This is a genomic window from Pseudomonas sp. CFBP13508 (genome assembly GCF_005233515.1).
GTDB lineage: Bacteria > Pseudomonadota > Gammaproteobacteria > Pseudomonadales > Pseudomonadaceae > Aquipseudomonas > Aquipseudomonas mercuritolerans.
In genome coordinates, this window is sequence record NZ_QFZZ01000016.1 from 1 (window position 1) to 17478 (window position 17478).

General features: G+C 61.6%; 12 protein-coding genes. 3 read left to right on the forward strand and 9 right to left on the reverse strand.

Going from position 1 to position 17478, the window contains the following annotated elements:
- Positions 1–590: 590 nt before the first annotated feature.
- The 9 genes from PspCFBP13508_RS26840 to PspCFBP13508_RS26880 form a co-directional block, all read right to left on the reverse strand.
- Entirely contained in the window at positions 591–4184 is a 3594-nt protein-coding gene (locus PspCFBP13508_RS26840) for a glycosyltransferase (RefSeq protein WP_137216244.1), read from the reverse strand.
- A 99-nt stretch (positions 4185–4283) separates the two neighbouring features.
- A complete protein-coding gene (locus PspCFBP13508_RS26845; protein WP_137216245.1) occupies positions 4284–5852 on the reverse strand; it encodes a flagellar hook-associated protein 3 in 1569 nt (522 codons plus the stop codon).
- Positions 5853–5865: 13 nt separating this feature from the next.
- Positions 5866–7911 carry a flagellar hook-associated protein FlgK gene (flgK, locus tag PspCFBP13508_RS26850; protein WP_130912069.1) on the reverse strand — a complete coding sequence of 682 codons (2046 nt, stop codon included), beginning with the start codon at positions 7909–7911 and terminating at the stop codon, positions 5866–5868.
- A gap of 25 nt (positions 7912–7936) precedes the next feature.
- Complete coding sequence (gene flgJ / locus PspCFBP13508_RS26855) at positions 7937–9253, reverse strand: flagellar assembly peptidoglycan hydrolase FlgJ (protein ID WP_130912070.1); 1317 nt, start codon at positions 9251–9253, stop codon at positions 7937–7939.
- 11 nt (positions 9254–9264) lie between these two features.
- Complete coding sequence (locus PspCFBP13508_RS26860; RefSeq protein ID WP_024012083.1) at positions 9265–10353, reverse strand: flagellar basal body P-ring protein FlgI; 1089 nt, start codon at positions 10351–10353, stop codon at positions 9265–9267.
- Positions 10354–10380: 27 nt separating this feature from the next.
- Positions 10381–11076, reverse strand: a complete 696-nt coding sequence (flgH, locus tag PspCFBP13508_RS26865; RefSeq protein ID WP_016771110.1) for a flagellar basal body L-ring protein FlgH — start codon at positions 11074–11076, stop codon at positions 10381–10383.
- Between the two features lie 51 nt (positions 11077–11127).
- Positions 11128–11913 (reverse strand): flagellar basal-body rod protein FlgG, encoded by a 786-nt coding sequence (flgG, locus tag PspCFBP13508_RS26870; RefSeq protein ID WP_016771111.1) that lies wholly within the window; start codon positions 11911–11913, stop codon positions 11128–11130.
- Positions 11914–11958: 45 nt separating this feature from the next.
- A complete protein-coding gene (locus PspCFBP13508_RS26875; protein ID WP_137216246.1) occupies positions 11959–12699 on the reverse strand; it encodes a flagellar basal body rod protein FlgF in 741 nt (246 codons plus the stop codon).
- A 272-nt stretch (positions 12700–12971) separates the two neighbouring features.
- Positions 12972–14534: a sigma-54-dependent transcriptional regulator gene (locus PspCFBP13508_RS26880; protein WP_122611664.1), complete on the reverse strand. Its 1563-nt coding sequence runs from the start codon at positions 14532–14534 to the stop codon at positions 12972–12974.
- A 380-nt stretch (positions 14535–14914) separates the two neighbouring features.
- Here PspCFBP13508_RS26880 and phhA point away from each other — a divergent pair, with 380 nt between their 5' ends.
- The 3 genes from phhA (at position 14915) to PspCFBP13508_RS26895 (ending at position 17371) form a co-directional block, all read left to right on the forward strand.
- Entirely contained in the window at positions 14915–15706 is a 792-nt protein-coding gene (gene phhA / locus PspCFBP13508_RS26885; protein ID WP_133340600.1) for a phenylalanine 4-monooxygenase, read from the forward strand.
- Between the two features lie 115 nt (positions 15707–15821).
- A complete protein-coding gene (locus tag PspCFBP13508_RS26890) occupies positions 15822–16178 on the forward strand; it encodes a 4a-hydroxytetrahydrobiopterin dehydratase (protein WP_016771115.1) in 357 nt (118 codons plus the stop codon).
- Entirely contained in the window at positions 16178–17371 is a 1194-nt protein-coding gene (locus PspCFBP13508_RS26895; protein ID WP_137216247.1) for an amino acid aminotransferase, read from the forward strand. Before PspCFBP13508_RS26890 ends, PspCFBP13508_RS26895 begins: the two co-directional genes overlap by 1 nt.
- The last annotated feature ends 107 nt before the right edge of the window (positions 17372–17478 follow it).

The window sequence follows — 17478 nt, forward strand, 5'->3', positions numbered from 1 at the left end:
CTTCGTTTACGGAGTGCTCAAGTCAGGACTGCCATATGACCCGAAACTTGCGCTTGCCCGGTGAGGCTCAAGACGGTATCTACAGGTGGATCGCGTACCACTCAAGAAAAGGTCGGCTGTCAGGCCGCCTTCGCGAGCAGGCTCGCTCCTACAAAACCCAAGCAGCGCAGCTGCCCGCGGCAAAGCCGCCCCACTCAACAATGAGCGCAAGCTCGAGTGCTTTTGATCTTGCCTTTGATCCACGGGCGACGTCGGAAGGCTGAGTGGAGGGATTGATCCGGGCGTGGGAGCGCAGCGACCGTCTGGCGCAGCCAGACACAGCGGAAGGAGGTGCAGCGAAGCAAACCGTAGCCGCTGCGTCCGGATCGATCCCGCAGCGAAGGAACCCGAGCCTGCGAGGGCCGAACGCAGGAGCAAGCCTTTTTGGGTACTTTTTCGGCGTCTGGAAAAAGTGCCTCGCCGTAAGGGCGAAACCGCCAGCCGCAGCACCGCAAAAACGGATATACCCCCAAAACCCAAGAGCCTGGTCGGCCCAGAGGCCGCCAAGCCCCCCAAAAAAAGGCGACCCAAAAGGTCGCCCATCTGAAAGATCAGTCCGCCAGCCAGCCATATTCCCAATACCGCAGGTTATCCCCGCGCAACACGTAATCGCGCAGCACCACCTCGCGCAACTCGTCACCCATGCGATAACTGGCATCCGGGTCAGCCAGATGCATGCGAATCGCCTGCAGCCACTCATCGGTGCTGTTGGTCTTGACCCGCGTGCACGGCAAGTAGCCGCGATAAGCCTCGGTGTCGGTGCAGACCACCGGGAAACCGCAGGCGCCGTACTCGAGCAGCCGCAGGTTGCTCTTGCAGTCGTTGAAGATGTGGAACTCCAACGGTGCCAGCGCCAGATCCAGGTTCAGGCTGGCCAGTTTTGCCGGATAGACATCCAGCGGGATCACTCCGTGAAACTCATGCATGTACGGCAGCAGATCATCCGGGCACATGCCGAAGAACACCCAGTCCACTTCATTGGCCAGCTCGCGGACCACATCGGCGATCACGGCCAGATCACCGTGGTGACTGGTGCCGCCGCCCCAGCCGACGCGCGGCTTTTTCGAGGTGCGGCGCTGGCTGCGCAGGTGCCCCCAGAGGTCCTTGGCCAGCATGTTCGGCACCACACGAATGTCGTGGTGCATGTCCGACAGCGCGTTGGCCAGCGGCGCGGTCGAGACCACCACGCGATCACACAAGCCGATCGCCCGGCGCACCATGCGCTCCATGTCCTGCTTGCTCGGCATGTTGCGGATGTGTGCGTTGCGATGAGGAACGTCGATCACATAATCGTCGAGTTCGAAGATCCGCCGGGCGTTGAAGAACTTCTTCAGCGGCGGGATTTCATCAATCGCATGTTCCGAATAGCGCCCTTGCAGGACGATCACATCGGGCGATTGCCGCTCGATATCGATGATCGACGGCAAGCCGTAGCAGATGCGCCCTTCCACCCGATTGGCCGCTTCCAGCTCGATCATCGGCTGGCTCATGCGGTAGTGGCCGATGGCAGAGGCATTGATCGGCACCGCCAGCACATTGGGCAGTTGCGCCTTGGAAAACGCACTCCAGCCGGTACGCAGGCCAGGCTCCAGACTGAAGTTGGTGGCGCCCACGCCCTGCAACGTCAGGTTGACGTTGTAGGCGGGGTCGCGCGCAATCAGTGGCAGCCAGCGCTGATAAAAGGTGTCCTTCTCCTCGGCGTGCAGCGCTTCCTCTTGCGCAGTCGCTGCGGTACTTGGACGCGCGCCCACCGCCAGCACGGCGTGCGGGTTCATCACTACCAGATAGCCGTCGCGGCCGACGCGCAGACACAGGTCAACGACATTCAGCGTCTGCTTGAAATCCTGCTCGTCGAGACCGCCAGCGGCGTCGAATACCGACTTGCGAATCATCAGGCAGTCACCGCCCACTGCGCTCAGGTCATGCACCGCCTGCAAGCGGAACATATAGCCTTCCGACTGCATGGGCTGGCCATAGAACGGCAGGCCGACCGGCCCGTTCAAACCGAGAATCAGGCCGGCGTGCAGCACGCCGCCGTCCGGGTTGAACAACTTGGCGCCGACCACACCGACTTCCGGCCGTTGCGCATGATTGAGCAATTCGTCGAGCCAGTCCGCCTGGGTGATCACGGCGAAGGCATTGAGCATCAGCACGTATTCACCACGCGCCTGTTGCACGGCGAAATTGTGCACGGCGGCGGCATTGCCCTTCTGCGGATACTTGAGCACGCGAATGCGTTCACCGCCCAGTTGCGCCATGCCATCGAGCCATGCCAGCGCTTCCACGCTTTCGCTGCCGTTGTCGACCAGGAGCAATTCGTACTCGCTGTAAGCGGTCTTTTCCAGCAGCGTCTCGACACAGCGCTGCAAGGCTGCGGTCTGGTCCTGGGTGACGATGATCACCGAGACCAAGGGACGACGGGCGTGGTGATAGTCGACACGGTTGAGCAGTTCCCGGCTGCCGCGGCGGATGTCGTGAGCGATTCCCAGACGTTGCAGATGCGCTTGGAGAATGCGCGGGCTTTGCTCGACGACGCCCGGTTCCGTCAGCCATTGCGACAGGTCGAACTTGGACTCCAGCAGTACCTCAGCGATGTGTCCGACGACCTGCAAGCCATCGCTTTCGACCATCCGCCAGAGCACATCATGGGGCGCCAGTTCGGCGAACGTCGGGGCGAAACCGCCGAGTGCCAGAAAGCGCTCACGCTGGAACGCCAGCGCGCGGCCGACATACGGATAACTGCGCATGAGGTCGAGGTTGAAATCCGGCTTGAATGCCGGCTCGGCCGATTCACCGTCGCGCAAACTGCCTTCGTCGCTGTAGAGGCAGGTCAGCGCGCGCGAATGCGCAATGCGGTCAGCCATCACTAGCAACGCCGGCGCCACCGGGCAGTCACCGGGTTGCAGCAGGTAGAACCAGTCGGCGCCTTCCAGCTGCGGCAGCAGCGTGTTGATCTGCTCCAGACCGTCATCCTGCAACGGCATGTGGAACACGCGCTCGTGCAACTGCGCTTCGGTACAGGCTGCGGACAGCACCAGCACAAGTTCCGGCGGGTAATCCTGGGCAGCGAGGGCCTCAAGGGTACGCTGAAGGTTGTCGCGACTGCCGTGCGCGTCGATGATGATCGGCACGATGCGCGGCTGCTGCGGCCAGCCGGCGAGGGTCTCCGGCAGCCACTGGCGCTGCGCCTCGGTGAGCACCCGACACGCCAGCCACTGCGCATAGAGTTCGCCGAAACTGAAGCTGTCGACACCCACGCCCAGCTCCTGACGGCTCTGCTTGGAACCCAGGGTGCGGCTCAGCGGCAGCTCTTCCCAGACCCGTGGCGACTCGTCGGCCTTGGTCAGTTGTACATAGCGAACCCAACCCTGCGCCGGTGCCGACTCGCCGCTACGGACCTTGAGCATTTGCGAAATCCACTCACGCTCGATCTCTGCCGCGTCCTTCATCGCTTGCTGTGCGCTCAGGCGTTCCGGATACAGGCGCTCGGCGCTCAGGACATTGTTCGATGTCACCAGATTGCCGCGCCGCAGCAGGCAGACGTACAGGGCAAAATCCAGGGTCGCAACGAAGCACGCGCCGTCTTCCGTCAGGGCTGGCAACAGCTCGGCGACGTCGGCGCGCCGGAACAGCGCACTGCTGAAACCGCCGAGGACGTTGACCGGGAATTTTTCGAAAATGCTCAGGACATCGTCGCCCTTGAGCAAGCCGCTGACCGGCGACAACGAACTGTTTTCCAGACGCGCCGGCAGGATGATGTCGTTGGCGTCCCACAACAGCCGCTGCGCGACCACCAGACTGACTTCTTCGCGCTGCAACTCATGGGCTTGCTGTTCGATACAGGCCGAGTAGAGCAAATCATCGTCGCAGAGGAATTTAATGAACTCGCCGCGCGCCTGCTCGAGGCAGACCTTCAGGTTGCCCACCAGTCCCAACGTCTGTGGGTTGCGCACGTACCGCACCGCCACGCCCGTCTGCTCGATCACCGTGCTGACGACGGTCTCGATTTCATCACCACGACTGTCATCGCACACGACGATCTCGAGATTGCCGTAAGTCTGGCTGACGGCACTGTTGAGCGTGCGCTCGAAAAAGCGCGGATTGAACGCAGGAATGGTGATGCTGACGAGGGGAAGTGAATTCACGGCGGGCTCACAGGCGGTACGAGCCCGCTCGGAAAAGCGAGCCCTGGGTACCGCGAAAAAACATTGACTGAAAACGGGCGCTCACGCGCCCGGCAACCATCAGATCTTGTTGAACAGGCCCAACTGGCTGATCTTGCTGAATGCCAGTTGCGCGGCTTGCAGCATGGTCTGTTGCAGGGTCAGACGGGTCATGACTTCGGCCGGATCGGAATCACGGATCGAGCCTTGGGTCGTGCTGTTGGCCGTGGTCAGGCTGTCATTGGTGATGGTCTGCATGTCCAGCGCCTGACCGCGCGCACCAATGGTGGTGACTGCGGTGCCGATCTGATTGGCGGCAGCGTCGATGTTGCCGAGGCCTGCTTCCATCGCGCCCTGCAATTTCTGCTTGGCAACCGGGTCACCGTCGACCGGCGTGTTCAGTGCAGTGATCATCTGGCCCAGGGTGTCGAGCACGTTCTGGGTCTGGTGATTGTTCGGCTGGATCGAGAACTGATCACCCGCAGCCGGCGTGTTGCCCAGAGCGAAAGTCACCCCGGCAGCAGTCGCGTTACCGCCGGCCACCGTGCCCGACGAAACCGGCTTGCTGTCGGCCGTCACTGGCGCGGCATACAGATCGAACGCAGTAGCGCTGGTGAACTTGAGCACTGCGCCGCCCTGCGGAAACGCTGCAGTGTAGGCCGCCTGATCGGTGATGGTCGAACCGGTGATCACGCTGGTGGACGGGTTACCCGGATTACGCGTGGTCGTGAACGAGTCCGGCGACGCGGACAGCTGAAAACTGTGCCCTGCGATAACGGCGTCCGGATTGCTATCGCCGGCCTTCAGGTTGACGTTCAGCTTGAGGTCGACGCCACGGAAGCTGACGGTCTGGTTGGCGCCGCTGCTGTTGCTGATCAAGCCATTCTGGCTCGCTTCGGCCGTCACATCGTTGCCCAGGGCATCGGTGATTTTCAGCTGCGTGCTGCTGACGAAATCGATGGTATACGGCTGCCCGGCGGTGAACTTGGCGTCGTAAGTGGCGGCAGTGCCGACGGTGCCGTTGGACAGCACGACACGGCCGTCATCCACAGCAGGCGCAGTCATCTTGGTGTTGGTGCGGCCAGTATTGATGGTCTGCTGGAACGCATCCCAACCAGTGGTGTTGGTACCCACGGTCATGCCGTCGCCGATGCCCAGATCGATGGTGGTCTGGTCGCCGTTGTAGCTGAATGTGCCGTCAGAATTCTTCGAGTACGGTGCGGTATCGGTTTTCGAACCGGAGAACAGGTAGTTGCCGTTGGCATCCTTGGCGTTCATCAGGCCCAGCACTTGTTGCTGGATCTCGCCCATCTCCGAGGCGTAAGCCTGGCGGTCCTTGTCGGTGATCGTGCCGTTGTTCGCCGCCAGCGCAAGTTCCTTGGCTCGTGCCAACGCCGTGGTGATCGAATCCAGCGTGGACTCCTGCACGGTCAAGGCACTTTTGGTGGTGTTGACGTTGGTCTTGTACTGATCGAGCATCGCGGCCTGCTGGCCCAATTGCAGCAAGCGCCCGGCCCCGACCGGATCATCGGCGGCGGTGTTGATGCGCTGCAGGCTGCTCGCCTCGCTCGCGGTGGCGACGGCCTTGTTGAAGTTACGCTGATAATCCGAAGCTTGCGTTCCGTAATACTGGGCGGTGGAAATGCGCATGAATTACGACTCCTTAAAGGCTGTTGATCAGCGTGGCGAAAGTTTCCTGCGCAGCTTTGATGATCTGCGAAGACGCTGTGTAGTACTGCTGGTACTTGACCAGGTTGCCGGTTTCTTCGTCCAGGTTGACCCCGGAAAGCGAATCGCGGGCACCCTTGGCGTTCTCCAGAATCGCCGTGGTCGCGGCGCTGTCGGACTTGCCTTGGGCGGTCTTGGTACCGACGTTGGTCACCAGGGTGTTGTAGGCGTCGGTCAGGCTGATGCCCTTGCTCGCCGAACCGGTGTCCACGGTCTGTTTGGTTTGCAACGCGACCAGTGCCTGGGCGTTGCGGTTGTCCGAAGACGCCGCGCCAGTCAGGTTCATGGTGAAGGTCTCGCCGGATTTCGGCGTGCCGCCCACGGTGGTCTGCACGGTGAAGGTCTTCTGCACGTTCGGCGTGACCGTGGTGTCCATCACCGGATTGCCGCTGGCATCGACGATGCCGACTTTCAGGTTCAGCGTGTTCGACTGGCCGGGCACGATGGTGCCGGTGCCAATGGTCGCGCCCTTGGCGTCGACCAGGTTGTACGACTGGCTGCCACCGCTGGCTGCGCCGAATACCAATTTGACCGGTGTCGAATTCTTCAGCGCCGCCTGCATGTCGGCCTGGGCAGTCGGGTTGTAGATGTCGATCTTGTCGCTGAGCGTCGGCTGGGTGTAAGTGCCCAGACCGTTGGCGCTGGCAACGCCGGTCAGCGGACCTGCCGCAGCGATTTTCTTCGGATCGCTGAGCACGGTCTGAATGCTCGCCGCCGCGTTGCGGGTCGGCGTGACTTTGAACGAGTCACCGGCACTCAGCGCGCCGCCCTTCAAGGCCAGGGTGAAGCCATCGATCACTGGCGGCGGACTGGTGTTGGTGCTGAATGCGCCCAGATCGGTGCCGTCGGAACGTTTGACGGTGTAATCGGTGGCGCTGGTGAAGGTCACCTGATAGTCGCTGGTGGTCAGCTTGCCGGTGTCCTTGATGGTCACATCGAGGTTGCCGGAGCCGGCGCTGTTGCCGTCCTTCGCAATGCTGCGCTGACTGATCAGGGCGGCACTGTTGATGTTGTTGAAAATCGCCGCGCCGAAGTCACCGTTCTTGTCGATGCCCTGGGCTTGCTGGCTGTTGACCTGATCGGCAATCACCAGGGCCACGCGCCCGAGCTCGTTGAGCGACGGGTCGAGGACCTCCTTGCGATAGGTCAGCAGACCGCCGATTTCGCCGCCGCTGATCACCGAAGTGATGTCGATGGTGCTCGAACCGCGATCCATCTGGATCGACATGCGCGACGGGTCGGTCTTGCTCGCGACCATGCTCAGGCTGTTGGTGGTGTTGCCGATGACCAGCGGCTGGCCGCTGCCGACATAGATGTCGAAGCTGGTGCCGCGCTCGACGACCTGGGCACCGGTCAGCTCCGAGAGCTGACGCACGGCTTCGTTACGGCTGTCGAGCAGGTCGTTCGGCGCCCCGCCACTGGTGGAGATTTCGCCGATCTTCTGGTTGAGATTGGCAATCGAGGTGGCAAGTTTGTTCACCTGGGCGGTCATGTCGCCGAGGCTGCCGTTGATCGTGGTGTTCTGATCGTTGAGCTGCTTGGCCAGGGTATTGAAACGGCTGGTCAGCGCCTGCGCACCGGTCAGCACCGACTGACGCGAAGTGTCATCGGTGGCCGAGGTCGATACGCCCTGCATCGAGGTGAAGAATTTCTGCAGCACGCCGGTCAGGCCGGTGTTGGTGTCCGACAGCATGGCGTCCAGCGGCGTCGCCTGCTTGAGAAACGCAGCCGATTCGCTGTCCAGCGAAGTCGCGGTGTGCAGTTGCGATTCCAGGTACGAGTTGTACACCCGACGCACGTCAGCCAGGGTCGTGCCCGTGCCGATGAAAACGTTGCCGTACTGCTGCGAGGACTTGGTGCCCTGCACGGTTTGCTGACGTGAATAACCGGCGGTGTCGACGTTGGCAATGTTGTTGCCTGTCGTAGCCAGAGAGGACTGGCTGGCCGACAGTCCCGACATCCCGATATTGAGCAAACTCATGGTTCAGACCTTATTACCTGGTGCCTTATAAAGGCGTGGTGGAGACACCCGCCGCAGCGTAGTTTTCAAAACTGTTCATCTGCTTGGCAATTTGCGAAATCTTCGTCGCGTAGTTCGGGTCGGTGGCGTAACCGGCCTTCTGCAACTCGCGTACAAACTGTTCTGGGTTATCGGCCGACTTCAGCACTTCTTGATAGCGATTGTTGCTCTGCAGCAACGTCACCAGATCGTGGAAGCTGTCCTTGTACGAGGCGTAGGAACGGAACTCGGCCGTCTCCTTGACCATCGCACCATTGCGGAACTCGCTGGTGATCGCGCGGGCCGAATCGCCCTTCCAGTTGCTGCTCGCCTTGATGCCGAACAGGTTGTGGCTGCTGCTGCCATCCTGGGCGCGCATGACCGATTTGCCCCAACCGGTTTCCAGTGCCGCTTGCGCCACCAGATAGCGTGGATCGACGCCGATGCGGTCGGCGGCTTCCTTGGCCATCGGCAGCATGGTGTTGACGAATTCGTCGGCGGAACTGAAGGCCTTCTTCGCCGGTGCCAGCGGAATCTGCGCCATGGCGCGGCCATAGACCTGCATCTGCCCGCCGGCAGCTTTCTGCTCTTCGGCACGGGCCAGCCAGTCGCCGTTGTACAACGCGCCGGAGCCTGTGACGGCGGTAGTCGCAGCCCGTTGCGGCAAGGCGTTGGTCGCCGCTGCTGCAGTGGTCGCAGTGGCCACGCTCGGCGCCGACGGCACCAGACCAGCGAGCAAGCGATCGGCCAGTTTCGGCGGCAATGCCAGACGCCGCTGATTGAGCAGTGCCATGTCATTGCGATGGGAAATATCGGTGTTGTTCGGCGCATGCACCGAACGCGATGCCCACAACGGACGCTCGCCATTGACCCGCGACAGCGGACCGGTGGCAACGGTGCCGGCGGCAATCGGCGTCGGCACGGCGGCGGCCTTGGCCAGCGCTTCCTGTTGCTTGGCGGCGGACGCGGCCGCTGCCTCGCCCGGGGCCATCGGCTTGTTCTTCGACATCTGCCGGATCAGCACGTCGGCCAGGCCGATACCACCGCCCTCGCGGGACATGGAAACCGCCAGTTGCTGGTCGTACATTTCCTGATACTGCTTGGCCGCAGGTGTGTTCAGCGGGTTGTCCTGGCCGAGCGCTTCGGTGGCCGAACGCATCGACTTGAGCATTTCGCCGAGGAACAGCGACTCGAATTCCTGCGCCACCTTGCGCATGTTTTCGTCGCTGTTCTTGTCGCCGACCTTGAGCTGGTTCAGACGATTGAGGTCGGAGTAGGAACCCGAATCGCTGCTGCTGACCAGACCGCTTTTGCGCATATCCATGGGGGTCGGCCTCAGATCACGATCAGGTCGGCTTGCAATGCGCCGGCCTGCTTCAGAGCTTCGAGAATCGCCATCAAGTCACCCGGTGCTGCGCCGACCTGGTTCACCGCACGGACGATCTCGTCGAGGGTGGTGCCAGGGCCGAACTTGAACATCGGTTTGGCTTCCTGTTCGGCATTCACTCGCGAGCGCGGTACGACGGCGGTCTGGCCGTTGGACAGCGGACCTGGCTGGCTGACGATCGGGTCTTCGGTGATGGTCACGGTCAGGCTGCCGTGGGTCACGGCGGCTGGCGACACTTTCACGTTCTGGCCGATGACGATGGTGCCGGTGCGCGAGTTGATGATGACTTTCGCCACCGCCTGACCCGGATCGATTTCAAGGTTTTCCAGGATCGACAGGTAGTCGACGCGCTGGCTCGGATCCAGCGGCGCAGTCACGCGCACCGAACCGCCGTCGATGGCTTGGGCGACGCCAGGGCCGAGCATGTCGTTGACCTTGTCGACGATGCGCTTGGCGGTGGTGAAGTCGGAGCGATTGAGGTTCAGCGTCAGGCTGTTGCCCTGGTTGAAACCGCTCGGCACTGCACGCTCTACCGAAGCACCGCCAGGGATGCGACCGGCCGACGGAACGTTGACGGTGATCTTCGAACCGTCACGACCTTCAGCGTCGAAACCGCCGACCACCAGGTTGCCCTGAGCGATCGCATAGACGTTGCCGTCGATACCCTTGAGCGGCGTCAGCAACAAGGTGCCGCCGCGCAGGCTCTTGGAGTTACCGATCGAAGACACAGTGATGTCGACTTGCTGACCTGGCTTGGCGAACGCCGGCAGATCGGCACTCACCGACACCGCCGCGACGTTCTTCAACTGCACGTTGCCCGATCCCGGCGGCACCTTGATGCCGAACTGCGAGAGCATGTTGTTGAAGGTCTGCAGGGTGAACGGGGTCTGCGTCGTCTGGTCACCGGTGCCGTTAAGCCCGACCACCAGGCCGTAACCGATCAACTGGTTGGAGCGCACGCCGGAAATGCTGGCGATGTCTTTCAGCCGCTCGGCGTGTGCAGTGAACGCCGCAGACATCAACAACGCGGCCACCATAAGGCTTTTCAGATTCAACGTAGCCACCTAGAAAGGGAACAGCGGGCTGAGGAAGAAACGGTCGAACCAGCCTGGCTGACTCGTATCGGCAAACGCGCCGGTACCCGAGTAGGTGATGCGCGCATCGGCGACACGGGTCGACGACACGGTGTTGTCGGTCGCGATGTCATCGGCGCGGACCATGCCGGCGATGCGCACCAGTTCGTCACCGGTGTTGAGCGTAAGCCACTTCTCGCCACGCACGGCGATGATGCCGTTGGGCAGCACGTCGGCCACGGTCACGGTGATCGAGCCGGTCAGGCTGTTGCTCTGCCCGGACTTGGCGTCGCCCTTGGTCGAACGGTCGGCACTGTAGCCGGCGTTGAGGCTCAGGTCACCGCCACCAATCGGGTTGTTGGTGGTCAGGCTGGAGCCGAACAACGAGGTCAGACCGATCGAGTTATCGCTGTTCTTGTCCATCTGCGAGTTGGCGTTCTTGCTCGCCTGGGTGCGCTCGTTCAGGGTGATGGTGATGATGTCACCCACCCGGAACGCCTTGCGGTCGCTGTACAGGTTCTGCTCGAAACCGGCCTGATAGATCGAGCCGTTGTTGGCAGCCGCCGGCAACGGTGTGCGCGGCAACACCGGGGCGTAGTAAGGGTCATTGGGCTTGGGCGTCGGGGCGACGCAGCCCGCGAGCGAGACGACCCCACTCAATGCCAGAACAGATACAAAGCGCTTCATGACCCTACCTCACGGTGTTGCTGGCGACCTCAGGCCGCCCCAAAGACTGGATTACAGATTCTGCGTTACGAACGAGAGCATCTGGTCGGCGGTGGAGATCACCTTGGAGTTCATCTCGTAGGCGCGTTGAGTGGTGATCATGTTGACCATCTCTTCAACGGTGCTGACGTTGGACGTTTCCAGGGTGTTCTGCAGCGTGGTACCGAAACCGTTCAGGCCCGGGGTGCCGATCTGCGGCGCGCCGGAAGCCGCGGTTTCCAGGAACAGGTTGTTGCCCACGGCTTGCAGGCCGGCCGGGTTGATGAAGTCGGCGGTCTGCAGATTGCCGATCACTTGCGAGGCCGGGTTGCCGGCGATAGTGATCGACACGGTGCCGTCACGGCCGACAGTGAAGGTCTGCGCATCGTTCGGGATGATGATCGCCGGTTCCAGCGCGAAACCGCTGGCGTTGACGATCTGGCCATTGGAGTCGAGGTGGAAAGTACCGTCACGGGTGTAGGACGTGGTGCCGTCCGGCTGCAGGATCTGGAAGAAACCGCGACCGTCGATGGCCATGTCCAGCGGCTGCTCGGTGGTTTGCAGACTGCCGGCGGTGAAGTTTTTCTGGGTGCCGACAATGCGCACACCGGTACCCACTTGCAGACCCGACGGCAGTTCGCTGTCCTGGGTCGACTGGGCGCCTGGCTGACGCTTGATCTGATAGAGCAAGTCCTGGAACTCGGCACGGTCACGTTTGAAACCCGTGGTCGAGACGTTCGCCAGGTTGTTGGAAATGGTGGTCAGGTTGGTGTCCTGGGCGGACAGACCGGTTTTGGCAACCCATAGAGCCGGAAGCATTCGATTCTCCTCGTGCGCCTGTTTTACGGCGCGACGTTCTGATAATTAGCTGATCTGCAAGACCCGAGCCATGGCCTGGTCGTCGTCTTTGGCGGTGTTCATCATCTTGACGTGCAACTCGAACTGCTTGGCCAGGGCCAGCACCGAAGTCATTTCTTCCACGGCATTGACGTTGCTCGACTCGAGGAAACCCGAGACCAGTTTGACGTTGGCGTCGGCTTGCGCCGGCTGGCCGTCCTTGGTGTAAATCGAACCGTCGAGGCCTTTGTTCATGTTCTTGATGTCCGGGTTGACCAGCTTGATCCGGTCGACTTCGGCCATGACGCGCGGGCCCTCGCCCATCGCGCGGATGCTGATGGTGCCGTCTTCGCCGACTTCGACCTGCTGCTCGGGCGGCACGGCGATCGGGCCGCCATTACCGATCACCGGCATGCCGTTGCCGGCGCGCAATACGCCGAGGGCGTCGATGTTGAGGCTGCCGGTGCGCACGTAGCTTTCGCCGCCATTTGGGTTCTGCACGGCAATGAAACCGTTGCCGGTCACTGCGACGTCGAGGTCGCGACCGGTCTGCACCAGCGAGCCCGGGGTGAAGTCGGTGGCGGGACGTTCGCTCATGGCAAACGCGCGCGCCGGAAAGCTGTCACCAAACACCGGCATCGAACGCGCCTGTTCAAGGTCGCGCTGAAAGCCGTTGGTGGAGATGTTCGCCAGGTTGTTGGCATGCGCCCGCTGCGCCAGTGCGTTCTGGCTGGCGCCGGTCATTGCCACATAAAGGTACTTGTCCACTGTGTTTCCTCTGCATGCCGGACGTTTGCCGCCCACCGCTGTACTGCTCAGCCATAAGCAATTTGCAGACCAACTTTATATTGGCGAGCGAAGGCCCGGTAAACAGGGGACTTGAGGGGATCGGAGGGGGAATTTGAAATGGGCAGAAGACGAAAAACCGGCGGTGTCATGCCGCTTCGCGGCAAGAGATCAAAAGATCGCAGCGTTCCGCAGCTCCTACAGGAAACCGCGTTCCAAATGTAGGAGCTGCCGAAGGCTGCGATCTTTTGATCTTAAGCTCCGCTGTCTTTCCCCACCTCATACTCACGCAGCTTGTTGGCAATGGTGGTGTGCGACACTCCGAGTCGCTTGCCCAACTGCCGACTGCTCGGGTGCTCGGAATACAAGCGTTCCAGCACGGCCTTCTCGAAACGCCCGACGATCTCGTCCAGACTTCCGTCCAGGGAGAAATCGCCAAGCGGCTGACGCACGCCGTAATCCGGCAGGCGAATATGTTCGGCCTTGACCGTGCCGCCGTCGCACAGGGAAACCGCCTGGAACAGCACGTTCTCCAGCTGCCGTACGTTGCCCGGCCAGTGGTAATGGCTGAGGCGATCCATCGCCGCCGGGGCCAGTTTCGGCAGCGGACAGCCGATCTGCCGACTGGCCTGATCGAGAAAGTGTTCAACCAGCGGCGTCAGACCGTCGAGGCATTCGCGCAGCGGCGGGATGTGCAGCGACAGCACGTTCAAGCGGTGATAGAGATCCTGGCGAAACTCACCGCGCGCGCACAGTTCCGACAAGTCCACCTGGGTCGCGCAGATCACCCGCACATCCAGATACACCTCTTCATCACTGCCGACGCGACGGAAGCAACCGTCCTGGAGAAAGCGCAGCAGCTTGACCTGCAAACGCGGGCTCATCTCGCCAACGCCATCGAGAAACAGCGTGCCGCCAGCGGTCAACTCCAGCAGGCCTAGCTTGCCCTCGGCCCGCGCGCCCTCGAAGGCGCCGGGGCCGTAGCCGAACAGTTCGGTCTCGGCCATCGACTCCGGCAGTCCGGCGCAGTTGAGCGCCATCAACGGTGACTGTCCACGCGGGCTGGCGAGGTGACAGGCGCGCGCCAGCAGTTCCTTGCCGGTGCCGGTTTCGCCTTCTATTAATAGCGGAGCATCCAGCGGCGCCATGCGTCGCGCTTCGCGGACCACGGCAGCCATGACTTTCGAGCTCTGGAAAATACTGTCGAAGCCGCGCAGCTCTTGCTTGCGCACATTGTAGATACGCTCGCCGACGCGGTCGGCGCGGTGCAGCGTCAGTACGGCGCCGGCCATGGCCTCGCTGTCATCGTGCTCCGATTGCAGCGGCGCGATGTCGGCGAGAAAGATGTCGCCCTTGACCTTGACGCGCATGCCGTTGATTCGAGACTTGTTGGCGCGCACCAGTTCCGGCAGGTCGAAATCCTCGGCGTAGCGCGACAGCGGAATCCCCGGCACTTCATCGACGCGCACCCCGAGCAACTGCGCCGCCGCGCGGTTGGCCGCAACGATCGAGCCGCCCATGTCGATCGACAGCACCGGAAACTCCAGCGCGCCGAGCAGCGCGTTCAATTCCATGTGCCGACGTTCGCTGGGCATCAGCCCGACGCGCTTGACGCCAAACACCCCGCCGATCGCCTCGAACTTGGGGCGCAATGCCTGGAACTGGATGTTGATCAGGTTCGGGCAGTGCAGGTAGATCGCATTGCCATGCTCACCGCCAACTTCACCGCGGGCAACGTTGATCCCGTACGCCACCAGCAGATTGAGAATGTCGCGCAGGATGCCGATGCGGTTCTGGCAGTGGACTTTGATGCGCATAGAAAAAGGCCCGACAGGTTTGAGAAGTAAACACATGTCCTTGTGGGAGCGAGCCTGCTCGCGAAGGCGCCAGCACATCCAGTATCGATCGCTTTCGCGAGCAGGCTCGCTCCCACAGGGTTTTGTGGCGCGCCCGAGGCAGAGTTTTCTGTCGAGGCACGCATATAATTGTCAAGATTATGTGACAGCCCCTGCCCTTTTCAAACCCGCCAATCACCGTAAATGCGCATTACCCGACAAAGCGTAACGATAACTTTACGAAATACGCAGAATTTTCCTACGCACGCACCGGTCAACATGCTGCACGCCCTGTCACTCTCGGGTATTCCTTTACCCATCGCTGGACATAACAAAAACGAATTTCCTAGCAGGAGAGCAGCATGAAGCAGACGCAATACGTGGCTCGCGAGCCCGATGCGCAAGGTTTTATCGACTACCCCGCCGAAGAACATGCGGTGTGGAACACGCTGATCACTCGCCAGTTGAAGGTGATTGAAGGTCGCGCGTGCCAGGAATACCTGGACGGTATCGAAAAACTCGGTCTGCCCCACGACCGCATCCCGCAACTGGCCGAGATCAATAAAGTCCTCGGCGAGACCACCGGCTGGCAGGTTGCCCGAGTGCCGGCGCTGATTCCTTTCCAGACCTTTTTCGAGTTGCTTGCCAGCAAGCAATTCCCCGTCGCCACCTTCATTCGTACCCGCGAAGAACTCGACTACCTGCAGGAGCCGGACATCTTTCACGAGATCTTTGGTCATTGCCCGTTGCTGACCAACCCGTATTTCGCTGAATTCACCCACACCTACGGCAAGCTCGGCCTGCAAGCGACGAAGGAAGAGCGCGTGTATCTGGCGCGGCTGTACTGGATGACCATCGAATTCGGTCTGGTCGATACCCCGCAAGGCAAGCGCATCTACGGCGGCGGGATTCTGTCCTCGCCGAAAGAAACCGTTTATTGCCTGTCGGACGAGCCCGAGCATCAGATTTTCGATCCGCTGGAAGCCATGCGCACGCCGTATCGCATCGACATCCTGCAACCGCTGTACTTCGTCCTGCCCAATCTCAAGCGCCTGTTCGATGTGGCCCATGAAGACATCATGGCCATGGTTCGCCAAGGCATGCAGTTGGGCTTGCACGCGCCGAAATTTCCGCCGAAACCCAAAGCCGCCTGAACCGCGACTTTTGCTGACAATTGCGTCTGTCCGTCGCCGCCACTTTGCTTTAGCGTGACGGCATTGACGGCACACGCGCTTTAATAAAAAACACACTCGTTTTCAGGAATACACCATGTCGACTTTGAACCAAGCCCACTGCGAAGCCTGCCGCGCCGATGCGCCACAAGTCAGCGACGAAGAACTGCCGATCCTGATCAAGCAGATCCCTGACTGGAACATCGAAGTACGCGACGGCATCATGCAGCTGGAGAAAGTTTTCCTGTTCAAGAACTTCAAGCACGCGCTGGCGTTCACCAACGCCGTGGGCGAGATCTCCGAGGCCGAAGGTCACCACCCGGGCCTGCTGACCGAGTGGGGCAAAGTCACCGTGACCTGGTGGAGCCACTCGATCAAAGGCCTGCACCGCAACGACTTCATCATGGCTGCGCGCACTGACGAAGTGGCCAAGACCGCAGAAGGACGCAAGTAATGCACTTCGACGCCATCGGCCGGGTCCCCGGCGACCCGATTCTCGGTTTGATGGAGGCCTATGCGCAGGATGCCAATCCGCGCAAGTTCGACCTCGGCGTTGGCGTCTACAAGGATGCCCAGGGCCTGACGCCGATCCCGGAAGCGGTGAAAATCGCCGAAGCGCGACTGGTCGAAAGCCAGGACACCAAGACTTACATCGGTGGCCACGGCAACCCATTGTTCGGCAAGGTTATCAATGAACTGGTGCTCGGTGCCGACTCGCAACTGATCGCCGAACAACGCGCCGGCGCCACCCAGACCCCGGGCGGCACCGGTGCCCTGCGTCTGGCGGCCGACTTCATCGCGCAGTGCCTGCCGGGCAAAGGCGTGTGGTTGAGCAACCCGACCTGGCCGATCCACGAAACCATTTTCGCCGCCGCCAAGGTCAAGGTCAGCCACTACCCGTACGTCGGCAGTGACAACCGCCTCGACGTCGAAGCGATGCTCGCCGTGCTCAAGGAAGTGCCGAAGGGCGACGTGGTGCTGCTGCATGCGTGCTGCCACAACCCGACCGGTTTCGACCTGAGCCATGACGACTGGAAGCGCGTGCTTGAAGTGGTGCGCAGCCGCGATCTGCTGCCACTGATCGACTTCGCTTATCAGGGTTTTGGTGATGGCCTGGAACAGGACGCCTGGTCGACCCGGTTGTTCGCAGCCGAAGTGCCAGAGCTGCTGATCACCAGTTCCTGCTCGAAGAACTTTGGTCTGTATCGAGACCGTACCGGGGCGCTGATCGTCTGCGCGACCAGCGCCGACAAGCTCATCGACATCCGCAGCCAACTGGCCAACATCGCCCGCAATCTGTGGTCGACGCCGCCGGATCATGGCGCGGCAGTGGTCGCGACCATCCTCGCCGATCCAGAGCTGAAAGCGCGCTGGGCCGATGAAGTGGAAGCGATGCGCTTGCGAATCGCGCAGTTGCGCAGCGGTCTGGTCGAAGCGCTGGAACCGCATGGTCTACGCGAGCGTTTTGCCCACATCGGCGTGCAACGCGGGATGTTCTCCTACACCGGCCTGTCGCCGGAACAGGTGAAGAGCCTGCGCGAGCGGCACAGCGTGTACATGGTCAGCTCTGGCCGGGCCAACGTCGCCGGCATTGATGCCACCCGCCTCGCATTGCTCGCAGACGCCATCGCTGACGCCTGCAAATAGTTTTTGGAGTACACAACCCGGTCGGAGCGGGCCCTTGTGGCGAGGGGATTTATCCCCGCCCGGCTGCGCAGCAGTCGTACACCGTTGCTCGCGGAGTGTCAGACATT

What these genes read in the sequence shown, in the direction of transcription:
- PspCFBP13508_RS26845 (WP_137216245.1), bottom strand. Translation starts at nt 5,852, where the DNA reads ATGCGCATTTCCACCGCCCAGTATTACGGAACGCAAGCTTCGGATTAT.
- flgK (WP_130912069.1), bottom strand. Translation starts at nt 7,911, where the DNA reads ATGAGTTTGCTCAATATCGGGATGTCGGGACTGTCGGCCAGCCAGTCC.
- flgJ (WP_130912070.1), bottom strand. Translation starts at nt 9,253, where the DNA reads ATGGATATGCGCAAAAGCGGTCTGGTCAGCAGCAGCGATTCGGGTTCC.
- PspCFBP13508_RS26860 (WP_024012083.1), bottom strand. Translation starts at nt 10,353, where the DNA reads ATGGTGGCCGCGTTGTTGATGTCTGCGGCGTTCACTGCACACGCCGAG.
- flgH (WP_016771110.1), bottom strand. Translation starts at nt 11,076, where the DNA reads ATGAAGCGCTTTGTATCTGTTCTGGCATTGAGTGGGGTCGTCTCGCTC.
- flgG (WP_016771111.1), bottom strand. Translation starts at nt 11,913, where the DNA reads ATGCTTCCGGCTCTATGGGTTGCCAAAACCGGTCTGTCCGCCCAGGAC.
- PspCFBP13508_RS26880 (WP_122611664.1), bottom strand. Translation starts at nt 14,534, where the DNA reads ATGCGCATCAAAGTCCACTGCCAGAACCGCATCGGCATCCTGCGCGAC.
- phhA (WP_133340600.1), top strand. Translation starts at nt 14,915, where the DNA reads ATGAAGCAGACGCAATACGTGGCTCGCGAGCCCGATGCGCAAGGTTTT.
- PspCFBP13508_RS26890 (WP_016771115.1), top strand. Translation starts at nt 15,822, where the DNA reads ATGTCGACTTTGAACCAAGCCCACTGCGAAGCCTGCCGCGCCGATGCG.
- PspCFBP13508_RS26895 (WP_137216247.1), top strand. Translation starts at nt 16,178, where the DNA reads ATGCACTTCGACGCCATCGGCCGGGTCCCCGGCGACCCGATTCTCGGT.